General features: G+C 71.2%; 20 protein-coding genes. 12 read left to right on the top strand and 8 right to left on the bottom strand.

The annotated features are described in order from the left end of the window. Nucleotides 1-100 precede the first annotated feature (100 nt). The 6 genes from BFF77_RS19800 to BFF77_RS19825 all read left to right on the top strand — a co-directional run bounded on the left by BFF77_RS19800 (nt 101) and on the right by BFF77_RS19825 (nt 7,091). Nucleotides 101-1,087 (top strand): ABC transporter substrate-binding protein, encoded by a 987-nt coding sequence (locus BFF77_RS19800; RefSeq protein ID WP_066951572.1) that lies wholly within the window; start codon nt 101-103, stop codon nt 1,085-1,087. A 585-nt stretch (nt 1,088-1,672) separates the two neighbouring features. Further along, nucleotides 1,673-3,601, top strand: coding sequence for an APC family permease (locus tag BFF77_RS19805; protein ID WP_425424400.1), 1,929 nt, complete (start codon nt 1,673-1,675; stop codon nt 3,599-3,601). 116 nt (nt 3,602-3,717) lie between these two features. Next, nucleotides 3,718-3,903, top strand: a complete 186-nt coding sequence (locus tag BFF77_RS19810) for a hypothetical protein (RefSeq protein ID WP_425424398.1) — start codon at nt 3,718-3,720, stop codon at nt 3,901-3,903. Beyond that, complete coding sequence (locus BFF77_RS19815) at nt 3,900-4,643, top strand: hypothetical protein (RefSeq protein ID WP_066951574.1); 744 nt, start codon at nt 3,900-3,902, stop codon at nt 4,641-4,643. The genes BFF77_RS19810 and BFF77_RS19815 overlap by 4 nt, the downstream gene beginning before the upstream one ends. A gap of 349 nt (nt 4,644-4,992) precedes the next feature. Then, nucleotides 4,993-5,919: a DUF6895 family protein gene (locus BFF77_RS19820; protein ID WP_066951576.1), complete on the top strand. Its 927-nt coding sequence runs from the start codon at nt 4,993-4,995 to the stop codon at nt 5,917-5,919. Continuing rightward, entirely contained in the window at nt 5,916-7,091 is a 1,176-nt protein-coding gene (locus tag BFF77_RS19825; RefSeq protein ID WP_066951579.1) for a serine hydrolase domain-containing protein, read from the top strand. Before BFF77_RS19820 ends, BFF77_RS19825 begins: the two co-directional genes overlap by 4 nt. 52 nt (nt 7,092-7,143) lie before the next feature. Here BFF77_RS19825 and BFF77_RS19830 read toward each other — a convergent pair whose 3' ends face one another. Then, complete coding sequence (locus BFF77_RS19830) at nt 7,144-8,535, bottom strand: LCP family protein (RefSeq protein WP_425424399.1); 1,392 nt, start codon at nt 8,533-8,535, stop codon at nt 7,144-7,146. Between the two features lie 361 nt (nt 8,536-8,896). Between BFF77_RS19830 and BFF77_RS19835 the strand changes: the two genes are divergently transcribed. Both BFF77_RS19835 and BFF77_RS19840 read left to right on the top strand, forming a co-directional pair. After that, nucleotides 8,897-9,439, top strand: a complete 543-nt coding sequence (locus BFF77_RS19835; RefSeq protein WP_066951580.1) for a COG4315 family predicted lipoprotein — start codon at nt 8,897-8,899, stop codon at nt 9,437-9,439. Between the two features lie 51 nt (nt 9,440-9,490). After that, on the top strand, nt 9,491-9,988 hold the full coding sequence (locus tag BFF77_RS19840) for a hypothetical protein (RefSeq protein ID WP_066951582.1): 498 nt from the start codon (nt 9,491-9,493) through the stop codon (nt 9,986-9,988). A gap of 33 nt (nt 9,989-10,021) precedes the next feature. Here the strand turns inward: BFF77_RS19840 and BFF77_RS19845 are convergent, their stop codons facing one another. From BFF77_RS19845 to BFF77_RS19860, 4 genes are all read right to left on the bottom strand, one after another. Further along, the gene (locus BFF77_RS19845) at nt 10,022-11,893 is read right to left on the bottom strand and encodes a LamG-like jellyroll fold domain-containing protein (RefSeq protein ID WP_066951585.1); all 1,872 of its coding nucleotides are present in this window, start codon (nt 11,891-11,893) and stop codon (nt 10,022-10,024) included. Between the two features lie 155 nt (nt 11,894-12,048). Further along, entirely contained in the window at nt 12,049-13,065 is a 1,017-nt protein-coding gene (locus BFF77_RS19850) for an AEC family transporter (RefSeq protein WP_066951588.1), read from the bottom strand. A gap of 183 nt (nt 13,066-13,248) precedes the next feature. Further along, the gene (locus BFF77_RS19855; protein WP_066951591.1) at nt 13,249-14,112 is read right to left on the bottom strand and encodes a helix-turn-helix domain-containing protein; all 864 of its coding nucleotides are present in this window, start codon (nt 14,110-14,112) and stop codon (nt 13,249-13,251) included. Between the two features lie 83 nt (nt 14,113-14,195). Further along, complete coding sequence (locus BFF77_RS19860) at nt 14,196-15,146, bottom strand: GlxA family transcriptional regulator (RefSeq protein WP_066951597.1); 951 nt, start codon at nt 15,144-15,146, stop codon at nt 14,196-14,198. 279 nt (nt 15,147-15,425) lie between these two features. On the opposite strand from BFF77_RS19860, the gene BFF77_RS19865 reads away from it, so the two are divergent. Together BFF77_RS19865 and BFF77_RS19870 are read left to right on the top strand one after the other, a co-directional pair. Continuing rightward, nucleotides 15,426-15,977: a protease gene (locus tag BFF77_RS19865; protein ID WP_066951599.1), complete on the top strand. Its 552-nt coding sequence runs from the start codon at nt 15,426-15,428 to the stop codon at nt 15,975-15,977. Nucleotides 15,978-16,309: 332 nt separating this feature from the next. After that, nucleotides 16,310-17,518 (top strand): S8 family peptidase, encoded by a 1,209-nt coding sequence (locus BFF77_RS19870; RefSeq protein WP_066951600.1) that lies wholly within the window; start codon nt 16,310-16,312, stop codon nt 17,516-17,518. 154 nt (nt 17,519-17,672) lie between these two features. Here BFF77_RS19870 and BFF77_RS19875 read toward each other — a convergent pair whose 3' ends face one another. Further along, on the bottom strand, nt 17,673-19,106 hold the full coding sequence (locus tag BFF77_RS19875) for a dihydrolipoyl dehydrogenase family protein (RefSeq protein ID WP_066951601.1): 1,434 nt from the start codon (nt 19,104-19,106) through the stop codon (nt 17,673-17,675). A 185-nt stretch (nt 19,107-19,291) separates the two neighbouring features. On the opposite strand from BFF77_RS19875, the gene trxA reads away from it, so the two are divergent. Next, nucleotides 19,292-19,678 (top strand): thioredoxin, encoded by a 387-nt coding sequence (gene trxA, locus BFF77_RS19880; protein ID WP_066951605.1) that lies wholly within the window; start codon nt 19,292-19,294, stop codon nt 19,676-19,678. A 32-nt stretch (nt 19,679-19,710) separates the two neighbouring features. Here the strand turns inward: trxA and BFF77_RS19885 are convergent, their stop codons facing one another. Together BFF77_RS19885 and BFF77_RS19890 are read right to left on the bottom strand one after the other, a co-directional pair. Beyond that, nucleotides 19,711-19,980 (bottom strand): hypothetical protein, encoded by a 270-nt coding sequence (locus BFF77_RS19885; RefSeq protein ID WP_066951608.1) that lies wholly within the window; start codon nt 19,978-19,980, stop codon nt 19,711-19,713. Nucleotides 19,981-20,070: 90 nt separating this feature from the next. After that, nucleotides 20,071-21,105, bottom strand: a complete 1,035-nt coding sequence (locus BFF77_RS19890; RefSeq protein ID WP_066951611.1) for a LacI family DNA-binding transcriptional regulator — start codon at nt 21,103-21,105, stop codon at nt 20,071-20,073. 154 nt (nt 21,106-21,259) lie between these two features. Here BFF77_RS19890 and BFF77_RS19895 point away from each other — a divergent pair, with 154 nt between their 5' ends. Continuing rightward, nucleotides 21,260-21,712, top strand: coding sequence for a type II toxin-antitoxin system PemK/MazF family toxin (locus BFF77_RS19895; protein ID WP_066951614.1), 453 nt, complete (start codon nt 21,260-21,262; stop codon nt 21,710-21,712). The last annotated feature ends 17 nt before the right edge of the window (nt 21,713-21,729 follow it).

Consider the following 21,729-nt stretch of genomic DNA (forward strand, 5'->3'; position numbering starts at 1 on the left):
CGCCCTGCCCGCCCGTCGATCCGTCCTGCCCGGTCCGTCCTGCCCGACCCGCTTCCCGGCCCCGTCCTTCCCGGCCCGTCTTTCCCACAAGGAGCCCTCCGTGCCGTCCAGACCCGTCCTCCGCACCACCGCCGCCCTTCTCGGCCTTGTCGCCACGCTCTCCCTGTCGGCCTGCGGCAACTCCGCCGACGGCGCCACCAACGAGGTGGTGGCCAAGGACGCGGGCAAGGACGGTCTGCGGATCGACCTGAGCCCCGACCAGAAGCGGATCACCACGCCCAAGGTGGACTCCGTCGCCGCGCTGGTGCCCGCGGCGATCCGCGAGCGCGGCACCCTCGAGGTGGCCGACTCGGCCGGTTCCGTACCGCCGTTGTCCTTCTACGCCACCGACGACAAGACCGTCATCGGCGTGGAGACGGACATCGCCTCGCTGGTCGCCGACGTCCTCGGGCTGAAGGTGCACCACAACACGGTCGACTGGGCGAACATCTTCGTCGGTCTCGACAGCGGCAAGTACGACGTCGGGATCAGCAACATCACCGTCACCGAGGAGCGCAAGGAGAAGTACGACTTCGCCACCTACCGGCTGGACAATCTCGCCTTCGAGGCGAGGAAGGGCGGCGACTGGAAGGTCACGAGCCCGAAGGACGTGGCGGGCCGGACCATCGGTGTCGGCTCCGGCACCAACCAGGAGAAGCTGCTGGTCGACTGGAGCAAGCAGAACGTGAAGAACGGCCTCAAGGCCACGGACATCAAGTACTACCAGAACGCGAGCGACTACTATCTCGCCCTCGGCTCCGGTCGTCTCGACGCCTATCTCGGGCCCAACCCGGTCGCCGCGTACCACGCCGCCTCCACCGGGGAGTCCGAGATCATCGGCACCTACTCGGGCGGCGGCGCCGACATCCAGGGCAAGATCGCGGCCACGACGAAGAAGGACAACGGTCTGATCAAGGCCCTCCACGAGGCGCTCGGCACCGTGATCGGGAACGGTACGTACGAGAAGGTCCTGGCACGCTGGGGACTGTCGAACGAGGCCGTGACCGCCTCCGAGGTGAACCCGCCCGGACTGCCGAAGACCGAGTAGCCGGCCCGTACCCGGCTCGGGGGCGGGCTGCCCCGGGGTTCTCCGTCCCACCGCCGTCGGTGACACCACGCGACCTGGCCGGACCCGCCGCCGTACCTCCGAACGGGTTGTCGCCGTCCCGGCCCGTGTGTCGACCGCCGTGGGTGAGACGGTCGGCGCGCTCGGCCGATGAGACTCGCCCGTGTGACGGATATCCAGGGAGAAGACGGCAGGCCGGGCCGGGCACCGGAGGACAGCGAAGGTACGCCCACGCCCGTCATCGTGGACAAGCTCGACCCGGAGCAGTCCATGGTGCTGCGTCAGGTGGGCCGTGAGTGGGCACGGGTGTCCGCCGCCCGTGACGCGTGGCGCGCGGCGCTGCCCGTGGATCCCGACATGGGCCGCTATCCCGAGCCCGCGGCGATCGTGCCCGCGCGCTTCGGCCGGATCGTACGCGTACCCCCGCTCGGCGGGTTGCCGCTGACCGCCGAGGCGGGCGACATGGAGACGGTGGAGAGCCGGGCGGCGCCGGGCGGTCCCGGTACGCGGATCCGGCACGCGATCCTGGGAGCGCCGCTGCGCAGCACGGCGATCGCCCGGGAACGGATGCGCAAGATCGTGGCGCTGCCGGTGCTCTCGGCGGACGCGCTGTCCTCGGTCGCGTACGGTCCCGAGGCGCTGCTCGCCGTACTGGTGCTGGCCGGTACCGCGGGGCTGGCCTACTCGGCGCCGGTCGCCGGGGCGATCGTCTTCCTGATGCTGGCGGTCGGGCTGTCGTACCGTCAGACGATCCGGGCGTATCCGCACGGCGGCGGGTCCTACATCGTCGCGACGGACAATCTCGGCCGGGTGCCCGGACTGATCGCCGCGGCCGGACTGCTGACGGACTACGTCCTCACGGTCGCCGTCTCGGTCTCGTCCGGGATGGCGGCGGTGACCTCGGCGCTCCCCGGGCTGTCGGACGATGTCGTCCTGATCGGCCTGCTGGTCATCGCCGTTCTGCTCGCGGGGAATCTACGCGGTGTCAAACAGGCCGGGGCGCTGTTCGCCGCGCCCACGTACGCGTTCATCATCGCCATCCTCTCGCTGGTGGCGGTGGGACTCCACGACGCGGCCGGGCGCGGCTTCGAGGCCGCCCCGCCCCCGGCGCCGCACGCCGTCGAGGGCGTCGGGCTGCTGCTGGTGATGCGGGCGTTCGCCTCGGGCTCGACGGCGATGACGGGTATCGAGGCGATCTCCAACGCGGTACCCGCGTTCGAGCCCGTCTCCTGGCGCAACGCGCGTACGACACTGTCGTGGATGATCGGACTGCTCGTCACGCTGTTCGCGGGCATCATCGCGTTGGTCCATCTGACCGGGGTCGTACCCGAGTCGCGGGAGACGGTCCTGTCGCAGCTCGCGCACATCACCTTCGGCTCCGGCGGCATGTACATCTTCATCCAGGCGGCCACGGCACTGGTCCTGCTGCTCGCGGCGAACACCGCGTACAACGACTTTCCCCGTGTGCTGTACCTGCTGGCACGCGACAACCACGCGCCCCGGATCTTTCTGCGGCTGGGCGACCGGCTGGCGTTCAGCAACGGCATCATGCTGCTCTCCGTGGCGGCGGCGGTGGTCTATGCCGCCTTCGACGGGAAGACCGCGTCACTCATTCCGCTGTACGCCGTCGGGGTCTTTCTCGCCTTCACCCTGTCGCAGTGCGGGATGGTGGTCCACTGGTGGCGCGGGCGTGAACGGCACTGGCGCAAGAGTCTCGTCTTCAACGCGGTCGGCGCCCTGCTCTCGGCCGTGGTCTTCATCACCGCGGGCATCACCAAGTTCACCGAGGGAGCCTGGCTCGCCCTTCTCACCGTCGCCCTGTTCCTGCTGGTGACGACCAGGATCCGGCACCACTACGACATGGTGCGCCGGGAGGTGCGGCTGCACTCCCGGCTGATCGAGATTCCGAGCCGTACGCTGCCGACGGGGCCGGAGTCCCGCAAAACCCGTGCCCGCGCTGACGGGACGCCCGACGGTGCCGAGGGCGCCGAGGGCGCCGAGGGGCCGTCGGAAGAGGTACTTCCCCAGGGGGAGCCCCGGGGGAAAGGGAAGAAGGGCGAGGGGGAGGAGCGGGAGGAGACACCCGAGGAGATCCGGCATCTCTCCGTCGTCCTGGTGGACGCGCTGCATCAGGCGAGCATGCGCGCGATGGCCTACGCGGCCTCCCTCCAGCAGCCCGTGCTGGCCCTCCACGTCAGTCCGAGCGACGAGGACGCCGAACGCTTCCGTGAGAGCTGGCTCCTGTGGGGTGACCACCTGCCGCTGAGAATCGTCCTCTCCCCCTATCGGGCCATCGTGACCCCGCTGATCAGCTATATCGAACAGCTCCACCATCAGCGCCCGGATCTGACCATCACCGTGATCCTGCCGGAGATCGTCGTACGGCACTGGTGGCACCGGCTGCTCCACAGCCCGCTCGCCGGCCGGCTGCGGCGGGCGCTCCGGCCGCTGCCGAAGATCGTGGTGACGACGGTCCCGTTCCATGTGGATGGCTGACGGAAAGAGCGGATTGAATGCTCATCACCCATCCCAATTGGTTGATTTGTCCGATTCGATCTAGGGTGAGCGATGGCACCGCCCAGATAGGGCAAGTGCGACTACACGAGGAGCCCATGATGCTTTCTCAGACCATCAGGCCCGGAGAAATCACCCTGGATCACCACGCGTTGGGTGTGGCGATGGCCGAGCCCGAGGCGCCCTGCAGCGACGCGCCGGTGTACGCGCCGGAAGCCGCCGGTCTACTGCTTCTGCTGCTTCTGCTGTCCCCGAAGGAGCCGAAGGAGCCCAAGGGCCTGTGAGCCACGACCGGTCGCGGACCATTTACCAAGAATCAGCGGCCGGCCTGGCACGACGTGCCCTCGGCGCCCTGCGGGGTGCCGGGGGCACGGCCATGGTCGCCGAACACGTCGAGAGTGAGCGGGACCCCGGCGCCGCGCTGGCCGCCATCCGGATCCTCGGCGCCGATGTCCTCGCGCCCGCCGTACTGGGCGGCGCCGCGATCCATCCGCTGGACGCCGAGGCGGTGGCCCTCTCCTTCACGGCCCTGCCGCCCTCCCGGGACGAACCGCTCCCGCCGCCCTCCGGGCCCGAGGAGCCCTGGCTGATGGCCTGGCGCGACTGGGGCACCGTCACCCTGCTGACCGTCCTCACCGCCGGCGGCGACACCACGCGGACGGCGGCGCCCCGGCCGTCCTCACCGCCGCCCGGTGCGCCCGCCGTCGAGGACGGCACGGGATGGGCCGCCTGGTCGGTCAGGATGGGCCGGCTCAGCGCGCTCGCCCTGCCCGGCCTGGAGAGTCCGGTGCACGACGCGGCGCGGGTCGCCCCACTGGCGCTGGCACGCGGGGCGACCCGCGCCGTGCTGCGCAGGGACTATCCCACCGCCGCGCGGATCGTGCGGTGGCTGGCGTGGCTCCGCGCGGACGGTGTGGAGCTGCCGCTCGACCCGGTACCGCTGGTGGAGCACATCGGTCTGATGGCCGGAGGCGACCGGCTGGCGCTGGACACGGCGATCGCGCGCCGACTGGTCGCTGTCTGACGGGCACTCGATACCGTGCGATCCGCCGTCAGATCCGGCCCGTCACCGCGTGACCTGCCGCCCGGTGCGATCCGCCGCCGCGTGGCCCCTCGGCCGGTGCGATCCGTCATCGCGCGGCCCGTCGGCCGGTCCGATCCGCCGCCCGCTCCCGTTCGGACGAACGCGTTCGGCCGTCACCGAGCGTCCCCCGTTCCCGTGCGTCCCGGTCCCGCCTGTCCCGATTCCCCCTGGTCACGTCCCCTCCCGGCGCCTCCCGATACGTCCCGACGCCACCCGATCCCACCCGTTCACCTCCGATCAACAGACCCCCGTCTGACTGATCGTCACCCGATCGGACCGAGATCCCGCCATGCAGATGCCCGTCGCACAAGCCGCCCACCGGATCACCTCCCTGGCACTGACCTGGCTCCACACCCACCGCGAGCACGGCGCGCTGCCACCCGGCACCACCGCCGAACTCGCCGAGCCCAACAGTGTGTACAAGCCGCTGGGCGAGACCGCTCTCGCCGCCTCCCTCGTCCTGCGCGAGGCGGTGGCCGGCACCGTCGAACTGCGGCTCGCCCGTGAACTGCTCGACTTCAGCTGGGAGCAGCTCGGCGCAGGAGCCATGCTCCACGAACGGCTGCTGCGCTACCCGATGATGAGCGACCCGCTGGAGACCTACGCCCACTTCGCCCGCAGCGGCTACCGCCACCAGGCACTGGACCGGCTGCTCACCCACACCACCTCGCTCCGCTCGGCCCGCGCCGTCGAGGTGATGCCCAACCGGCGGCTGGCGATCGCCAACGCCGCCCGCGTCGGCGGCTTCGACCAGGGCGACGACCGCGCCGTCGACTGGACCGCGCTGGCCGGCGCCACCTGGTTGGGCTCATTCCCCGAACCGTGGCTCATCGACTGGATGACCGCCTACAACATGACGCACACCGTCTTCCATCTCACCGACTGGGGCCGCGTTCCGGCAGGTCTGCCCGCCGAGTCGGCCCGCTATCTCGCCGACTGGCTGCCCGCCTGGATCGACATCTGGGCCGAGATCGGCGAGTGGGATCTGGTGGCCGAGCTTATGATCGTCGGGAGTTCGCTGCCCGATCCGTACTGCGATCCGGCGGACTGGGAGCGACTGGCCCGTCTCCAGCACGAGGACGGGCTGATGCCCCGCGACGGACACCCCGTCAGCGAGGATCCCGGCGAGCGCTTCGCGGCGCACCACCACACCACTGTGGTCGCCGCGGTCGCCGGTACGCTCGCCCTCTCCCGTACTCTCGGCCTCCGTCCATGACGTCGGCAGCGAGGGGGACGGCGTACGGGACGACGGCCCACGACCGGCCGGTGCGACGGCCGGAGTGGGCCCACGGTCCCGCCTCGGCCATCGCCGCCTCGGCGCGCGGCGCCAGCGGTGTGGCCGTCGCGATCCGCCAGGGCGGGCGGCGGGCGGTGATGACCTACGGGAGTTCCGCGTACGGCGGCGCCCCGGTCACGGCCGACACCCGGTTCGAGACGGGCTCGCTCACCAAATGCCTCACCGCGCTGCTGCTCGCCGAACTGGCCGCGCGCGGCGATGTCTCGTACGGCGATCCCCTCACCCGGCTGCTGCCGCCCGGCTCCGTTCCGGCGCCGCGCGGCGGGCCGATCACCCTGCTCCATCTGGCCACCCACACCTCGGGGCTGCCCCGGCTGCCCCCCGGGCTGCTCGCCGGGGCGGTGCCGCACTGGTTCAGCAATCCGTACGCCGGTTTCCGCGACGACGATCTGCTGCGCGCGCTCGCCAGGACCCGTCCGTTCGCCCGGCCCGGCGAGCGGGTGCGGTACTCCAACTTCGGGGTCGGGCTGCTCGGTCATCTCCTCGGCCGTGCCGTGCCCGGCCGGCTGGGGTACGGGGAACTGCTGGCCGACCGGGTCCTGGAGCCGCTCGGGCTGCACCGGACCGGCTGCGCGCCGGGCCTTCGGCAGGCCACCGGTTACTGGCACGGCCGCGCCCGGCCGCCCTGGCGGATCCCGGGTCTCGCCGGAGCGGGCGCGGTCCGCTCCAGCGCCCGCGATCTTCTGACGCTCCTCGACGCCCTCCTCGACGCCGCGCCCGACTCCTCACCCGCCAACACGCCGGAGACCTCACCCGACGCCACGCGCGGTGTCCCGCCGGCCCCTTCGGCCGGCGACGGCTCCGTACCGCTGCCCGCGCCCTTGCGGACGGCACTGGCGGATGTGGTCCGTCCACGGCTCGCGCTGCGCGGAGGCACCGGCCAGCTGGCGCTCGTCTGGAACATCCGTGTCCGGCCGGACGGCGATGTCTACCACCACTCGGGCGGCACCCGTGGATTCACGGCCTTCGCCGGATTCAGCCCTCGGCACCGGACCGCCGTGGTCGCCCTGGCCAACACCGCGCCGTCCCCCGACGGGCGCTTCATCCAGAGTGCCTACCGGACACTGCTCTCGCTCCCGGGGCGGCGATGACGTCCGAGGCGCGCTTCGCCCGCCGCGGCGCCACCCGCCGCTCCCCCGCCGCTCATCCGGTGACCGCCGGCAGATCGGGACCGATGGTGAGCGTCACCGTGCCCGGCGCGGCCTGCGCCGACCGTACGGGCACCAGGCCCGGGAGGTGCGCGGCGAGCGCCCTGGCCTGGTCCGCGAGGCCCTCCGGATAGGTGAGGGTGGTGCGTTGGACGGGCGCGGGCGCGTTTCCGGTGGCGCTGATCCGGAAGCCGAGCTCCCTCAGCCGGCCGGCCGTCTCCCGGGCCTTGCCGGTCACGCCCGAACCGTTGAGCACGGTCACCGTGACGGTGACCGTCGCGGGCGGCAGTTGACGGGCCGCCTCCGCCAGCCGGGACCTCGTCATCTCCCGGTCGAGCGTGAGGGCGGTGAACAGCCTGTGGGCGGCGGGCCCGTTCCAGACGACATTGGCCCGGTCGCTCGGGACGTCCCGCTCCCGTGGGTAGTTGGGCACGGTCAGAAAGGAAATCCGGTCGGCGGGCAGCGCCTTGAGGCCGGAGGCCAGTTCATGGAGGGGCCTGAGACCGGCCAGTTCGGGATCGGTGGTCAGCGATCCGGTGGCCGAGTCGAGAAAACCGTACAGGGCCGCGGGGTTGTGGAGCTTGGTCCTGGCCCGGGCGACGAGCGCCCGCATGAACTCCTGCTGCCGGCCGATACGGCCGATGTCCGTGCCGTCACCGAGGCTGTAGCGGGCCCGTACATAGCCGAGGGCCGCGCTGTCCTTCACCGTCTGGCAGCCCGCGCGGAGATCGAGGTGGGCCTTTCTGTCGTGGATGGGCCGCTCGGGACAGATCTCCACCCCGTCGAGAGCGTTGACCATTCCGGTGAATCCCCGGAAGTCCACGACCAGGAAGTGGTCGACGCGGACACCGGTGTTCTGTTCGACGGTCTTGATCGCGCAGGCGGCGGCCTTGCCGGTGTCGCCGGTGGAACCACCGATCGCGAAAGCCTCGTTGATCTTGAAGTGATGCGGTACGGAGAAGGTGCCGTCGCCCTGGTCGCAGGCGGGGATCCGGACCCAGGAGTCACGGGGGAAGGACACCACGGTGGCCCACTTCCCGCCGCCGCCGAGATGGAGCAGGAGCAGGGTGTCGGACTGCATGCTGGTCAGCCCGCGGCCATAGCCGTCCCCCGCGCCCTTACGGCTGTCGGAGCCGATGACCAGGATGTTCTCCCCGCCCTGCGTGGCGCTGGGCCGGTCGTCACCGATCGCGTCGTCCACGCCCGTGCCCTGGATGTTGCCGCTGAGCCGGGTGTACAGCCAGCCGCCCGCGCCCGATGTGCCCAGCACCAGGAGGGCCGCGGCCAGGGCGATCCAGCGTCCGATCCGGCGGAGCGGAGACCGCCGGCGCGGGTGTCCTCCACTCGGCGCGGACCGGCTCACCGGGCTCGTCTGTCCTGCTTTCACGCCGTCAAACTCCTTACTGCGGCCCGGTCATGGAACGGATCGTACGGGGAGTGACGTGCCCGATGTGCCGGATGTGTCGGACAATCATTCAGGCGAGAACGAGGATCGGCCACGCGTCGAACAGGTCACCGAAACCGGTCGGCGGCGGATCACGGGGGCCGGTGCGAGGGCGAGCGCGGGAGCGGGGCCGAGGGCGATCCGCGGGCGAGGGCGGAAGCGCGGACAAAGTACGTCGGACGGCTCTGTCCGGTGGCCCGGGGCCCGGAGGTGCCGTGTAGTGGAGGGTGCGGCCCCGACGGGCGGTCGGTGTGCCGCCCATGGGACGGCCGGCCCGCGGGACGGCCGGATCGGAGGAGCCTCGATGGGGAGCACGTCCAGCACGGCCGGTGTCATGGCCGTGGCGCTGCTCTGCGTCCCGGCGGTGACGGGCTGCGCCGGCGACGGAGGCGGCTCCCCGATGACGCGGTCCGAGGCGCGGGACGGACTCGCGGCGGACGCGTCCTCGCCCGGCCCGCACAGGGACGAGGTCTCCGCGCGGTCCACCGCGCTCGGACGGATCCTGGTCGACGGCGCGCAGCGGACTCTCTATCTCTTCGAAGGAGACGCACGGAACACCTCCACCTGCGCCGGGCCCTGCGCGAAGATCTGGCGTCCCTTGACGGTGGCGGCGAAAGCGACCGCGGGCGGCGGAGTCCGGAAGAGTCTGCTGGCGATCGCCGTTCGCGCGGACGGCGCCCGGCAGGTCACCTACAACGGCCATCCCCTGTACACGTTCGAGGACGACCACAAGCCCGGCGACACCAACGGCCAGGGCGACATCTCCTTCCGGCACCGGTGGTACGTCGTCGACACCGCGGGCGAGAAGAACACGACCCCGCAGCAGGACACCGGCGGTCTCTACTGACCTCCGACCCCGCCTTCGAAACCCCTGGCCACCGGTGAGACAGGAGAAGCGATGTCCTCAGGCACGTCCGTCGTATCCGCCCATCGCGGACGCAGGCTCCGTGTGCTGCGGGGCGCGGCCCGGCTGCTGGCCGCGCTCGCCCTGGCGGTGAACGCCTATGTCCACGCCGATCTCGCTCCCCGCTACGACCTCGTCGGCGACAACATCAGCCAGGGCACACTCTTCCGTGCCGAGGCCGGTCTGTCCGCGCTGGCCGCCCTGCTCGTCCTGATCTGGCACCGGCTGGTCGGTGATCTCTTCACCTGGATCGTGGCCGCCGGAAGCCTGGCGCTGCTGTTCGTGTACCGATATGTCGATGTCGGCACGCTCGGACCGTTCCCGAACATGTACGAACCGAGGTGGTACGACGAGAAGTTCGTGGCCGTCGTCGCACTGGCGCTCGCCGTCCTCGCCACGGTCTTCCTGCTGCTCACCCACCGCTGGCGGCGGGGCCGGGGCGTGCACGCCGGTCTGGGCAACCGCAGACGCCGCCGCGGCGAGGTGTCCTGACCGGACCCCTCGCGCGCGGCGGCGCGGGCGTGGTCACTCGTACGGGGTGAGGAACTCCTTCGGCCTCAGCGCCCGCTCCACGATGCGGGTGTCGCCGACCCAGCCGTAGAAGCCCTGGCCGAACTTCTCGTCGAACTGGGTCCCGCCGATGACGAAGGGCTTGCCGAGCGTGGCGATACCGGTCGACTCCTGTGTGGGATTACGGGCGATCTTCGAGCCGTCGACGTAGATCACCGTACGGTGACCGTCGTTGACGACCGCGATGTGCGTCCACCGGCCGACCGGCAGGGCGTGGCTCCACGAGGTGGGATCGGCGTCCTGGCGGTGCGCGTAGACGACGAACTGGACGAACCGCTCCGGGGAGATGTTGAGGCTGCACGTGGGCTCGTCGGGCGACCAGCCGGTCGTCTTGCCCGCCTCGCTGTTGCGCCCTTCCCAGCTCAGGATGCCCATCCAGGCGTGGTCGCCCTCGAAGGGCTCCGGCAGCTTGATGAAGGTCTCGATGGTGTAGCCCGAGGTGAACTTCGCGCTGTTGAGCGGTGCGTTGGCGGAGGTGGTCAGGATGGCGCCGCGGTCCGGGGACTTGCCGCCGTCGAAGCGCAGGCTGGCGTGGGCCGGCTGGCCCTCGTGGTGGTCCTCGGACCAGGTGAGCGCGTCGGCGCCGCTGGAGTGCAGCCGGCTCACGGTCAGGTCGTTGCCGTTGCCGGTCAGATCGCGCGCGACCTTTCCGTCGGCCACGGGAGCGCCCGCCGTGCCGGCGCCGCCGAGCCCGGCGGAGTCGAAGCGCCAGTACGCGACGGTCCCGCGCGGCATCACGGCGGAGGCCGGGCGGGCCGGCGGGGGTACGGACCGGTCGAAGCCCGCGAACCGGGCGGCGAAGTCGATGTCCAGGCTGAACCGGTCGGTGGGACCGGTCAGTTCGATCGTCTCGGCCTCCAGCGGCGTCCGCTTCTCCGGATTGCGCGCGAGGAACCAGGGCGAGAACGTCTCGACGTCGACGACACCGCGCGCGAGGTCGAAGGCGTACAGCCGGATCATCCCGGCGCCGCCGTAGTAGCGGTCCTGGTAGTTGGTGATGTGGACATGGACGTCGTGGCCCGCGTCATTGGTGAGGACCGTACGGCCGGGCGGCCAGTAGTGACCGCCGAGCGCGAGGAAGATCTGGTCGTTGCCGCGGATGAGACCGTCCCACAGCCGCTGTCCGTTGCCGGAGAGCTGGGCCTTGCCGTCGTCGCCGGACGAGGCGATGTCATGGGTGGTGAGAATGGCCGGCAGCGTCGGGTGGCTGTCGAGCACCGAGCGGGCCCAGTCGAGCCCGGCGTCGGACACACGCCAGTCCAGGGCGAGGATCAGCCACTCGCGTCCCGCGGCGCTCACCACGTGGTAGCTGTTGTAGCCGTCGCGCGAGGAGCCGCCGAAGGTCGGCATGGAGGCGTAGCGCGCCGGTCCGAAGGCCCTCAGATAGGCGGAGTCGCCGCGCTGGTCGTCGGCGCCGTTGATGTCGTGGTTGCCCGCGAGCACGCTGTAGGGCAGTTTGCCGTCGAGCGTACGGAAGGTGTCGGCGGCCAGCTCGATCTCGTCGACGGTGCCGTGCTCCGTGACATCACCGAGGTGCGTCATGAACGCGATGTTGGCCTCCTTCCGCTCGGACACGAGGTAACGGAAGGTCTCGCGCAGCGGCGCCGGGTCGGAGCTGTCGGCGTCGAAGAGGTACTGGGTGTCGGGAAGGACGGCCACCGCGAACCGGGGGCTGACGGTGTCGAACCGGCCGGTCTCGCCGCTGGAGGCGGCCTGCGCCGGTGCCGCGTCGAACAACGTGGCCGCCGCACCGGCGGCCGGCACGGCGAGGGCCGCCTGGAGCAGCGCCCGTCTCGCCGGCTTGCCGTGGTTGTCTGCTGTGCTCATGTCGAACTCCCTGCGCTGTACATCTGTGTCAGCCGCACTGTTCTGATCAGCCGTGGCGTGACGATGGATGACATCTGAACGCCGTCTGCCCGTTCGCGGTACGTATGGGCCGGTCCGCACCGGCTGCGCCCTTTGCGCGCGCGCCCTGCCGTACGTCAGCCCAGCAGTGCCGCCACCGCCACCAGGGCCGGGATCGACAGCAGTGTGGAGAGCAGGATCGACTCCCGCGCCAGCCGTTCGGCGACCTTGTAGCGCGAGGCGTAGGTGTAGAGGTTCTGCGCGGCGGGCAGGGCGGAGGTCACCACGACATCGAGCAGGGCCGCGCCGTGCAGTCCGAAGGCCCACGCCCCCAGCGTCCAGGCCACCAGCGGCTGACCCGCCGACTTCAGGGCGGCGGAGAGCAGAACGGGGTGGCGGTCGGGGCCGCGGCCCGGCAGGGCGCTCCCGTGGAGCGATATTCCGAAGGCCAGCAGTACGGCGGGAACGGACATGTTGCCGATCAGGATCAGCGGATCCAGGACAGGTCCCGGCACCGTCCAGCCCGTGGCCGCCACCGCCACTCCGCACAGCGAACTGGCCGCGACCGGATTGCGCAGCGGTGTGATCAGCCCCTGCCCGAGCGGAAATCTCCTCCGGAGTCCGGCCCCGGTACCGGCCCCGGTCCCTGTTTCTGTTGCTGCTCCTGTCCCTGCCCCTGCTTCTGCCTGTGCCTCTGCTCCCGTTCCTGCTCCCGCCACGGCCAGATCGAGCACTGTCAGGGCGATCGGCGTGACCACGATGAGCTGGAACAGCAGAACGGGAGCGACCAGTGAGGCATCGCCCAGGACATAGACGGCGATCGGAATCCCGAGATTGCCCGCGTTGACATAGCTGGAGCAGAGTGCCCCGATGGTGGTGCGGCCCGCGTCCCAGCGGCGGGCCACGGCGACCGCCAGGAACACCCCGGCCGTGACGGCCGTGCTGATCGCGGTGATCAGCAGCCGGCTGGAGAGGACCGCCGAGAGTTCCGCCCGCGCCAGGGTGGTGAACAGCAGCGCGGGCGTGGCCACATGGAAGGCGAGCCGGGTGAGCACCTCACGCCCGTTCTCCCCGAGATGTCCGCGCCGTCCCATCAGATAGCCGACGCCGATCACCACGGCGATGACCCCGAAGCCGGTCAGTACTCCCCGCACTGCGCGTTCCGGTCGATGGACATGGGTGCGTGGCTCACACGCCAACCCTCCCCAGGACATCACCCGAGGTCAACGTGATCTCGCGCACTGGACATCGGGGTGCCGGCGGCGAGGTGGCCACGGGTGTGCGGGAGCCGCGTAGCAACGGGCGCGGAAGCGGCCCCGGACCGGCGCGGAACCGGCTCAGAACTCCTTGCGGAGGATGGTGAGGAGCTCCTTGGTGCGGCTCGCGGGCTCCGCGTGGGCCACCATCCGGTCCATCGCCTCCATGTGTTCGGCGACCTCGCCCGCCTCGTCCAGATAGAGCGCGCCCGTCAGATACTCGATGTAGACCATGTCGGGCACTTCGGGAACGTCGAAGCGGAACAGTACGAACGGGCTGTACGTCCCGGGATGGTGTCCCGCGCCCAACTCGGCTATCTGGATGGTCACATTGGGCTGCTCGGTCGCCTCCATCAGACGGTCGATCTGCGCCCGCATCACCGCCGCCGAACCGACGGGCCGGCGCAGGACGGTCTCGTCCAGGACGGCCCAGTAGGCCGGGGCGTCGGGGCGGGTCAGCAGCGCCTGACGCTGGCGGCGCAGGGAGACATGGCGCTCTATCCGTTCGGAGTCGGCCGTCCGCCCCAGCGCCCCGGTGGTCAGCACCTGGCGGGCGTAGTCCTCGGTCTGGAGCAGACCCGGCACGAAGTGCGGTTCGTAGACACGCATGGTCGTGGCGGCCTCTTCGAGGCTGACATAACCGCTGAACCACTCCGGGAGCACATCATGGAAACGCTGCCACCAGCCCGGCTCGTTCGCCTCCTCGGCCAGCCGCAGGAATATCCCGGCCTCCGCCTCGGACACCCCGTACGCGGGCAGCAGGATCTGCAGATACGGGATCTTGAGCCCGACCTCGGCCGTCTCCATGCGCCGGATGGTGGCCGCGGTGATCCGGAGCAGCTTGCCGGCCTGCTCCCTGCTCAGCCCAGCCTTCTCGCGCAGGGCACGCAACTGCCTACTGAGGACGAGCTGCCCGATCGTCGGGGCAGACCGCGGTTCGCTCATGTCCCACCCCCGAGCAACACCACCGTTTTCGGGCAGTCTGCCACAGCAACTGGTAGGTGGGGATGGCATATTGATCGCACAGTTCAACCGGCGGAGCCGCGGAAGGCGCGCCGGTAGGTGTGCGGGCTGGTGCCGACGACGCGCTTGAAGCGTTCACGGAAGGCCGTGGGTGAGCCGAACCCGGCCTGGGACGCGATGCGGTCGACGGAGTGGGTGGTGGTTTCCAGGAGGTACTGCGCGCGGCGGATCCGGGCGCGGTGGAGCCAGCGCAGCGGTGTGGTGCCGGTCTGTTCGCGGAAGCGCCGGCTGAGCGTTCGGCTGCTCATCCTGGCCCGTACGGCGATGTCCTCCAAGGTCAGCTCCTGGTCCGCGTTCTCCTCCAGCCATCTCAGAAGCGGCTCCAGGACGGATCCGGACGGCGTGGGCGGCTGGGCGTGGACGATGAACTGGGCCTGGCCGCCCTCGCGTTCGAGCGGCATGACCGACAGCCTGGCCGTGTCGGCCGCGACGGCCGAGCCGTGGTCCTTGCGGACCATGTGCAGACAGAGATCGAGTCCGGCGGCGGCTCCCGCCGAGGTGAGGAACTGGCCGTTGTCCACGTAGAGCACATCGGGATCGACGGCGATCCTCGGATGGAGGGCCGCGAGGCGCTCGGCGGCGGTCCAGTGGGTGGTGGCGCGCAGCCCGTCGAGGAGGCCGGTGGCCGCGAGCACGAAGGCACCGGCGCAGATGGAGGCGATACGGGTGCCGTCCGCCGCGGCCTCGCGCAGCGCGTCGAGTACGGCCTCGGGCACCGGACCGGCGTGCTCCAGGGTGCCCGGGACGATGATCGTGTCCGCCTCGCGCAGCCGGTCGAGACCGTGCGGCGCGCGCAGGACGAACGGGCCGGCGTCGACCTCTTCCGTGGCGGCGCAGATCAGTACGCGGTAGGCGGCGCGGCCGTCGGGCAGCCGGGTGCGGGAGAACACCTCGATGGGTGTGGCGAGGTCGAAGGAGACGACCTGTTCGAGCGCGAGTACGGCCACGGTGTGCATGGCGAGAGGCTATGGCAGGAACGGATGACGGCCAAGGCTCCCGGGCCGGAGCGGCTCGGCGATGTGCCCGCACAGCGTCCTGTTCGCGCTGGTGAGGGCCGTGCGGCTCCGACACGGTGTCCGTTTTCATCCGGCTCGCGGCACCTGGCGAGAATCCGTCGGTTCCTGGCACTCAAGCCACTACTGGACCGCGACGCCCACGCCTAACGTCGGGCTCGGCTTCCCGCGCGGGGGCCCTCCTTGCCCGTCCCGGACGTACGCCTGAGAAAGCACCCACCTGTGACGAAATTCCTTCTCGCCGTTCATGTTCTGGCCGCGATCGTCGCGATCGGACCGGTCACCGTGGCCGCCAGCATGTTCCCGCCGACCGTCCGCCGGGCGCTGGCCGATCCGGGCGACCGGCAGGCGGTGGCATGGGTGCGACTGCTGCACCGGATCTGCCGTGTCTACGCCGTGATCGGCCTGACCGTTCCGGTCTTCGGATTCGCCACCGCGAGCTCGATGGGTGTGCTCGGGGACACCTGGCTGATCGTCTCGATCGCCCTGACCGCGCTCGCGGCCGTCGCGCTCGGCGCGCTCGTACTGCCACGCCAGGAAGCCCTGCTGGCCGGGATCGAGGCGATCACGGAGACAGGGGCGGCAGAGGCAACAGGAGAGGCAGGAAGGACAGAAGGGTCAGGGGCGACAGGGCCGGCCGGGAAGACGGCGGCGGCACCGCCGGACCGACGGGCGACCGCCCGGCTGGCCATGGTCACCGGGATCTTCAATCTCCTCTGGGCCACCGTGACCGTTCTCATGATCATCCGTCCCGGCTCCACCACGGGCGCCTGACGCATCGGATCCAGGTGCGGGCCGGGTCCGGGCCCGGGTCCGGCCCCACATCGGGGTCGAGGTCCGGGCCGAGGTCTGGGCCCCGGTGGGTCAAAAGTCCTTCATGGCACGGTACTCGGCGTTCCTGACGTGCGGTCATTGCCAAGTCATTGCATGGCCATGACATGTCGATGACATGGCTTCAGACCGTCTTGTCGACGCCCCCCACTCTCCGCGATCGTTCTCGCACGGGCGGTGCGGAAACCACTCGCACCGCCTTGCGCATACATCCGTATGCGTCCCCCACATTTGCGCACGCACCCCGCGCACCACGCTGAGGAGGACCCCTCATCATGGCAAGGATGCGTACCACCAGGACACGGATCGCGGCCGCGGTCACCGCGACCGCGGCAGCCGCGGCTCTCGCCGCCGTCTCCGCCCCCGCCCAGGCGGCCCCCACCGTCGGCACCGTCATCGGCGCCGGCTCCGCGGACGCGGTACAGGGCAGCTACATCGTCACCCTGAAGGAGACGGCAGGCCTCAAGTCCGCCTCGGCCGCGGGCCGGAGCGTCGTGGCCGAGTACGGCGGTACGGTCGAGCACACCTACACGGCTGCCCTCAACGGCTACGCCGCGGCCCTCTCGCCCGAGCAGGCGCGCAAGCTGGCCGCCGACCCGGCCGTGGACAGGGTCTTCCAGGACCGCGAGGTGCACGCGCTCGCCACCCAGGTCAACCCGCCGTCGTGGGGCCTGGACCGGATCGACCAGGCCGCGCTCCCCCTGAACGGCCAGTACACCTACCCCGACACGGCCGGCCAGGGCACCACGGTCTACGTCATCGACACCGGAGTCCGCATCACGCACCAGGACTTCGGCGGGCGGGCCTCGTACGGTTACGACGCCGTCGACAACGACAACACCGCGCAGGACGGCAACGGCCACGGCACCCATGTCGCGGCCAATGTCGCGGGCAACGTCTACGGCGTGGCCAAGAAGGCCAACATCGTGGGCGTACGGGTGCTCAACAACGCGGGCTCGGGCACCACGGCCCAGGTCGTCGCGGGCATCGACTGGGTGACCCGGAACCACTCGGGTCCCTCCGTCGCGAACATGTCCCTCGGCGGTGGCGCCAACGCCGCGCTGGACACCGCGGTGCAGAACTCCATCAACAGCGGTGTGACCTACGCGGTCGCGGCCGGCAACAACGGGCTCAACGCCCAGAACTACTCGCCGGCCCGTGTCGCCGACGCCATCACCGTGGGCGCGACCACCAGCACGGACGCCCGTGCCAGCTACTCCAACTACGGTACGCGCGTCGACCTGTTCGCCCCGGGCAGCGCCATCACCAGTGCCTGGAACACCTCGGACACGGCGAGCAGCTCCATCTCCGGCACCTCGATGGCCACACCGCATGTGGCCGGAGCGGCGGCCGTCTACCTCGCCGGGCACACCACGGCCACCCCGGCCCAGGTGGCCACGGCCCTGGTGAACGGCGCCACGTCCAACGTGGTGGGCAACCCGGGCAGCGGCTCGCCCAACAAGCTCCTGCGCATCGTCCCGTAACTCGCCGGTCCCTGGACGAGTTGACCGCTCCTGCGCCCGCCGCCATCCAGGCGGCGGGCGCGCCGCGTTGTATACCTGAGCCGTGCGCGCGGACGGCTTGCGCGGCTCGGAGGGCTTCGACGGCTCCGGGGGCCGCCCGGGCGCGCGGCGGCGGTCACTCGTCCCGGTAGGTCTCCAGCAGCCGCAGCCACACCTCGCTGATCGTGGGATACGAGGGGACGGCGTGCCACAGACGGCTGATCGGCACCTCCCCGACCACCGCGACGGTGGCCGAGTGCAGCAGTTCACCGACTCCCGGTCCGGCGAACGTCACACCGCGCAGGATCTCGCGGTCGAGGTCGACGATCATGCGCGCGCGGCCGTGGTAGCCGTCGGCGTAGAGCGCCGCGCCGGAGACATGGCCGATCTCGTAGTCGACCGCGCGGACCCGGTGGCCCGCCTGCTCGGCCTCGGCGAGGGTGAGTCCGACCGCGCCGATCTCCGGGTCGGTGAAGACGACCTGCGGAACGGCGCCGTGGTCGGCGGTGGCGGCGTACGGGCCCCAGGGCGCGGAGAGGGGCGCGGCCGGGTCCCCGGCCCTGGCCGCGATGGCGGCGCCGGCGATACGGGCCTGGTACTTGCCCTGGTGGGTCAGCAGAGCGCGGCGGTTGACATCACCGACCGCGTAGAGCCAGTCGCTCCCGCCGACCAGGCAGCTGTCGTCCACCGTCAGCCAGGACCCCGGGGCGAAGCCGACCGATTCCAGACCGATGTCGTCCGTGCGCGGCGCCCGGCCGGTGGCGAAGAGGACCTCGTCGGCCTCGATCCGCTCGCCGCCCGCCAGCACGACCGTCACCGGGCCGCTGCCGCCGTCGCGTTCGACCGCGGCGACCGACACCCCCGTACGGACCTTGGCGCCCGCCTCGGTCAGCGCGTCGACCACCAGCTCACCGGCGAACGGTTCCATCCTCGGCAGCACACCGTCGCCGCGCACCAGCACGGTGACCTCCGAGCCGAGGGCCCGCCACGCGGTGGCCATCTCCACGCCCACCACTCCCCCGCCGACGACCACCAGGCGCCCCGGGACCCGCTGGGAGCTGGTCGCCTCGCGGCTGGTCCACGGACGGGCGTCGGCGAGACCCGGCAGATCGGGAAGGACGGCCCGGCTGCCCACGCAGACGGCGACGGCGTGCCGCGCGGTCAGCACCCGCTCCTCGCCGTCGGGGCCCGTGACCACGACCCTCTTCTCGCCGTCCAGCCGGCCGTGACCGCGTACGACGGCCGCCCCCACGCCTTCGAGCCACGCGACCTGGCCGTCGTCCTTCCAGTTGGCGGTGAACTCGTTGCGGCGGGCGAGCACCGCGGGCACGTCCAGCGGGCCGTCCACGTCCTGGCTCAGCCCCGGCAGCCTGCGCGCCTCCGCGCGCGCGATCACCGGGCGCAGCAGCGCCTTGCTGGGCATGCAGGCCCAGTACGAACACTCGCCGCCGACCAGTTCGCTCTCCACGACCGCCGTGCTCAGTCCGGCGGCCCTGGTGCGGTCCGCGACGTTTTCCCCGACCGGTCCCGCGCCCAGCACCACAACGTCATATTCCATGGCTTCCGTCATGGGGTCAGTCTGGTGCGGAGATCGCCGCATGGCCACATGATCTTCGGGGCAAGGGCCCCGAAGGGGCCGAGGGCCCAAGGGCCTCACGGACCTGAACGACCTGAAAGACCTCAAGGAATACGCCGACGACGCGAACGGTTGTCGCAATCGGCTTCCCACCGGCGAGCAGGAAGAGGTAACAGGCCATGGCCACTGTGGAACTCACCAAGGACAACTTCGACCGGACGGTGTCGGAGAGCGACTTCATCCTGATCGACTTCTGGGCCTCCTGGTGCGGACCGTGCCGCCAGTTCGCGCCGGTGTACGAGAAGGCCTCGGAGCGTCATGAGGACCTCGTCTTCGCCAAGGTCGACACGGAGGCCCAGCAGGAGCTCGCCGCCGCCTTCGACATCCGCTCCATCCCGACGCTGATGATCGTCCGGGACAATGTGGCGGTGTTCGCCCAGCCCGGCGCGCTGCCGGAGGCCGCCCTGGAGGATGTGATCGGCCAGGCCCGCGCGCTGGACATGGACGAGGTCCGCAAGTCGGTCGCGGAGGCCGAGGCGAAGACGAAGAACACCGAGAGCGCGTAACCGGGAGCACCACCGCGAGGTGCCCGCCGTCCTCAGAGGCCGGGGACGGCGATCACCCGGACCGACATTCCGTAGTCCAGCTCCGAGCCGTCGACCAGCAGGGCTTCCACCGTCAGGGTCCCGGGATCGATGTCCGCCTCCATGCCGTCGCCCTCGTACCGCGGATAGCCGGAGGCTCCCGTGTCACCGGTCGCCTCGACGACGGCCGAGCGCAGGGCGTTCGCCGCGCTGGGCGGGCCCCCGTCGTCCTCCGTGAACTCGGCGACCAGGAAGATCTCGAAGCGCTGGGGAACGGTGCTCATGGAGCCGACGCTAGCCATCCGGCGACAGCGCCGCATGTCGCCGCCCCCGGTGACCGGCGGGGCCTCGGCACCGGGCCCCCGGCCCCGGGGTCAGGTGGACTCGCGGTGGACGGCCCGCGCGTCCATCAGATCGTGCCGCTCCGGCTCGCCGTCCGGGTCGCGGACGACCCGGTGGACGAGTTCGGCCAGCCGCTGTCCCGTCACCATGTCGATGTGCACGCTGGAGAGCCTGGGCCGCAGCAGCCTGCCGAGCAGCAGATCGTCGGCCCCGATCACGGCCGTCTCCCGCGGGACGGCGATCCCCTCGTCCTGGAGCGCCCGCATCAGCAGCATCGCGTACTCGTCGTTGTACGCGAAGACGGCGTCCAGGCCGAGCGCGCGCCAGCGGGCGGCGAGGGCCGCCGCCGCCTCCTCCTCGTAGGCCAGCGGCAGCGGCTCGATCAGGGCGCCGGTGCCTTCGGCGGCCGTACGGGCCCCGGTGAGACGCGGGCCGGCGAACAGCTCCAGACCGGGCTCCTGCGGCACCACCACACCGATCCGGGTGTAGCCGCGTCCGAGGAGATGGGCCACCGCCCGGCGGCCGATCTCCCGCTGGTCCATGACCAGCGCGTGCGCGCCCGCGACCCGGTCGGGACCGAGCGTGATCACGGCTCGCGCACCGGACCGTTTGAGCAGGTCCACGCCCTGCGCGGTCAGGGCGATCTCACCGAGCGAGACAACGGCCACGGGGCGCAGCTCGGCCCAGGCGCGGGCCGCCGCGTCCCCGTCCATGCCGAGGCTGCAGTACTGCACCGCGGTGTAGCCGAGCCGTCGCAGGGCCCACTGGAGATCGTTGAAGAAGGCGCTGTACAGCGGGCCCACGGGGACATGTGCCGACGGCAGCAGCACGATCCCGGTGTGCCCCGCGCGCAGACTGCGGGCCGCCGCGTGCGGTACGTATCCCAGCCGCTCGGCGGCCTCGTGCACCTTGCGACGGGTGGGCTCACTGATCCGGACGGCCGAGGTGTTGTTGAGTACGTACGAGACGGTGGCACGGGAGACACCGGCCAGCCGCGCCACATCGGCGCTGGTCGGGACCGGACGTTCGACGGGGTGTGCGGCGGACTGCTCGGGCAACGGGCTCATCGCTCCGGGTATCTTTCCAGACGGCCGCGGGTGAGGTCCCGCGGATGTCCTGAACCGGTGCGTACCTTTTCGGGGGGCGCCGGACATCGCGCGGAGATCCGGCCACCGGGCCCCGGCCGCCACAGCGCCGCACGGACGTTCTAACGTCGTGCGGATGACGACCTTCTCCGACGCCTCCGGCGACCTCCCCGGCCGCTCCGGTCCCGCCGCCACCACCGAGGCCGATCCCCGCGCCGTGGGACCGGTCCGTACCTCGTACGCCCCCGAGCACGACGGCGATCCGGACCCGGGCGAGATCGTCTGGACCTGGGTGCCCTACGAGGAGAACGACGGCCGTGGCAAGGACCGGCCGGTTCTGGTGGTCGCGCGTGAGGCGGCGGGCACACTGCTGGCCGTTCAGCTCTCCAGCAGGCGCCATGACCACGACCGTGAGTGGGTGCCGATCGGAGTGGGTCCGTGGGACCGCGCCGGGCGCGAGTCCTGGGTGGATGTCGACCGCGTGCTGCGGGTCCATGAGCGGGGCATGCGGCGCGAGGCGTGCGCCCTGGACCGGGGCCGGTTCAATCTGGTCGTGAACCGGCTCAGGGAGCGCTACGGCTGGAGCTGAGCCCCGTCCCGCTCCCG

It is taken from the genome of Streptomyces lushanensis, assembly GCF_001700515.1.
GTDB lineage: Bacteria > Actinomycetota > Actinomycetes > Streptomycetales > Streptomycetaceae > Streptomyces > Streptomyces lushanensis.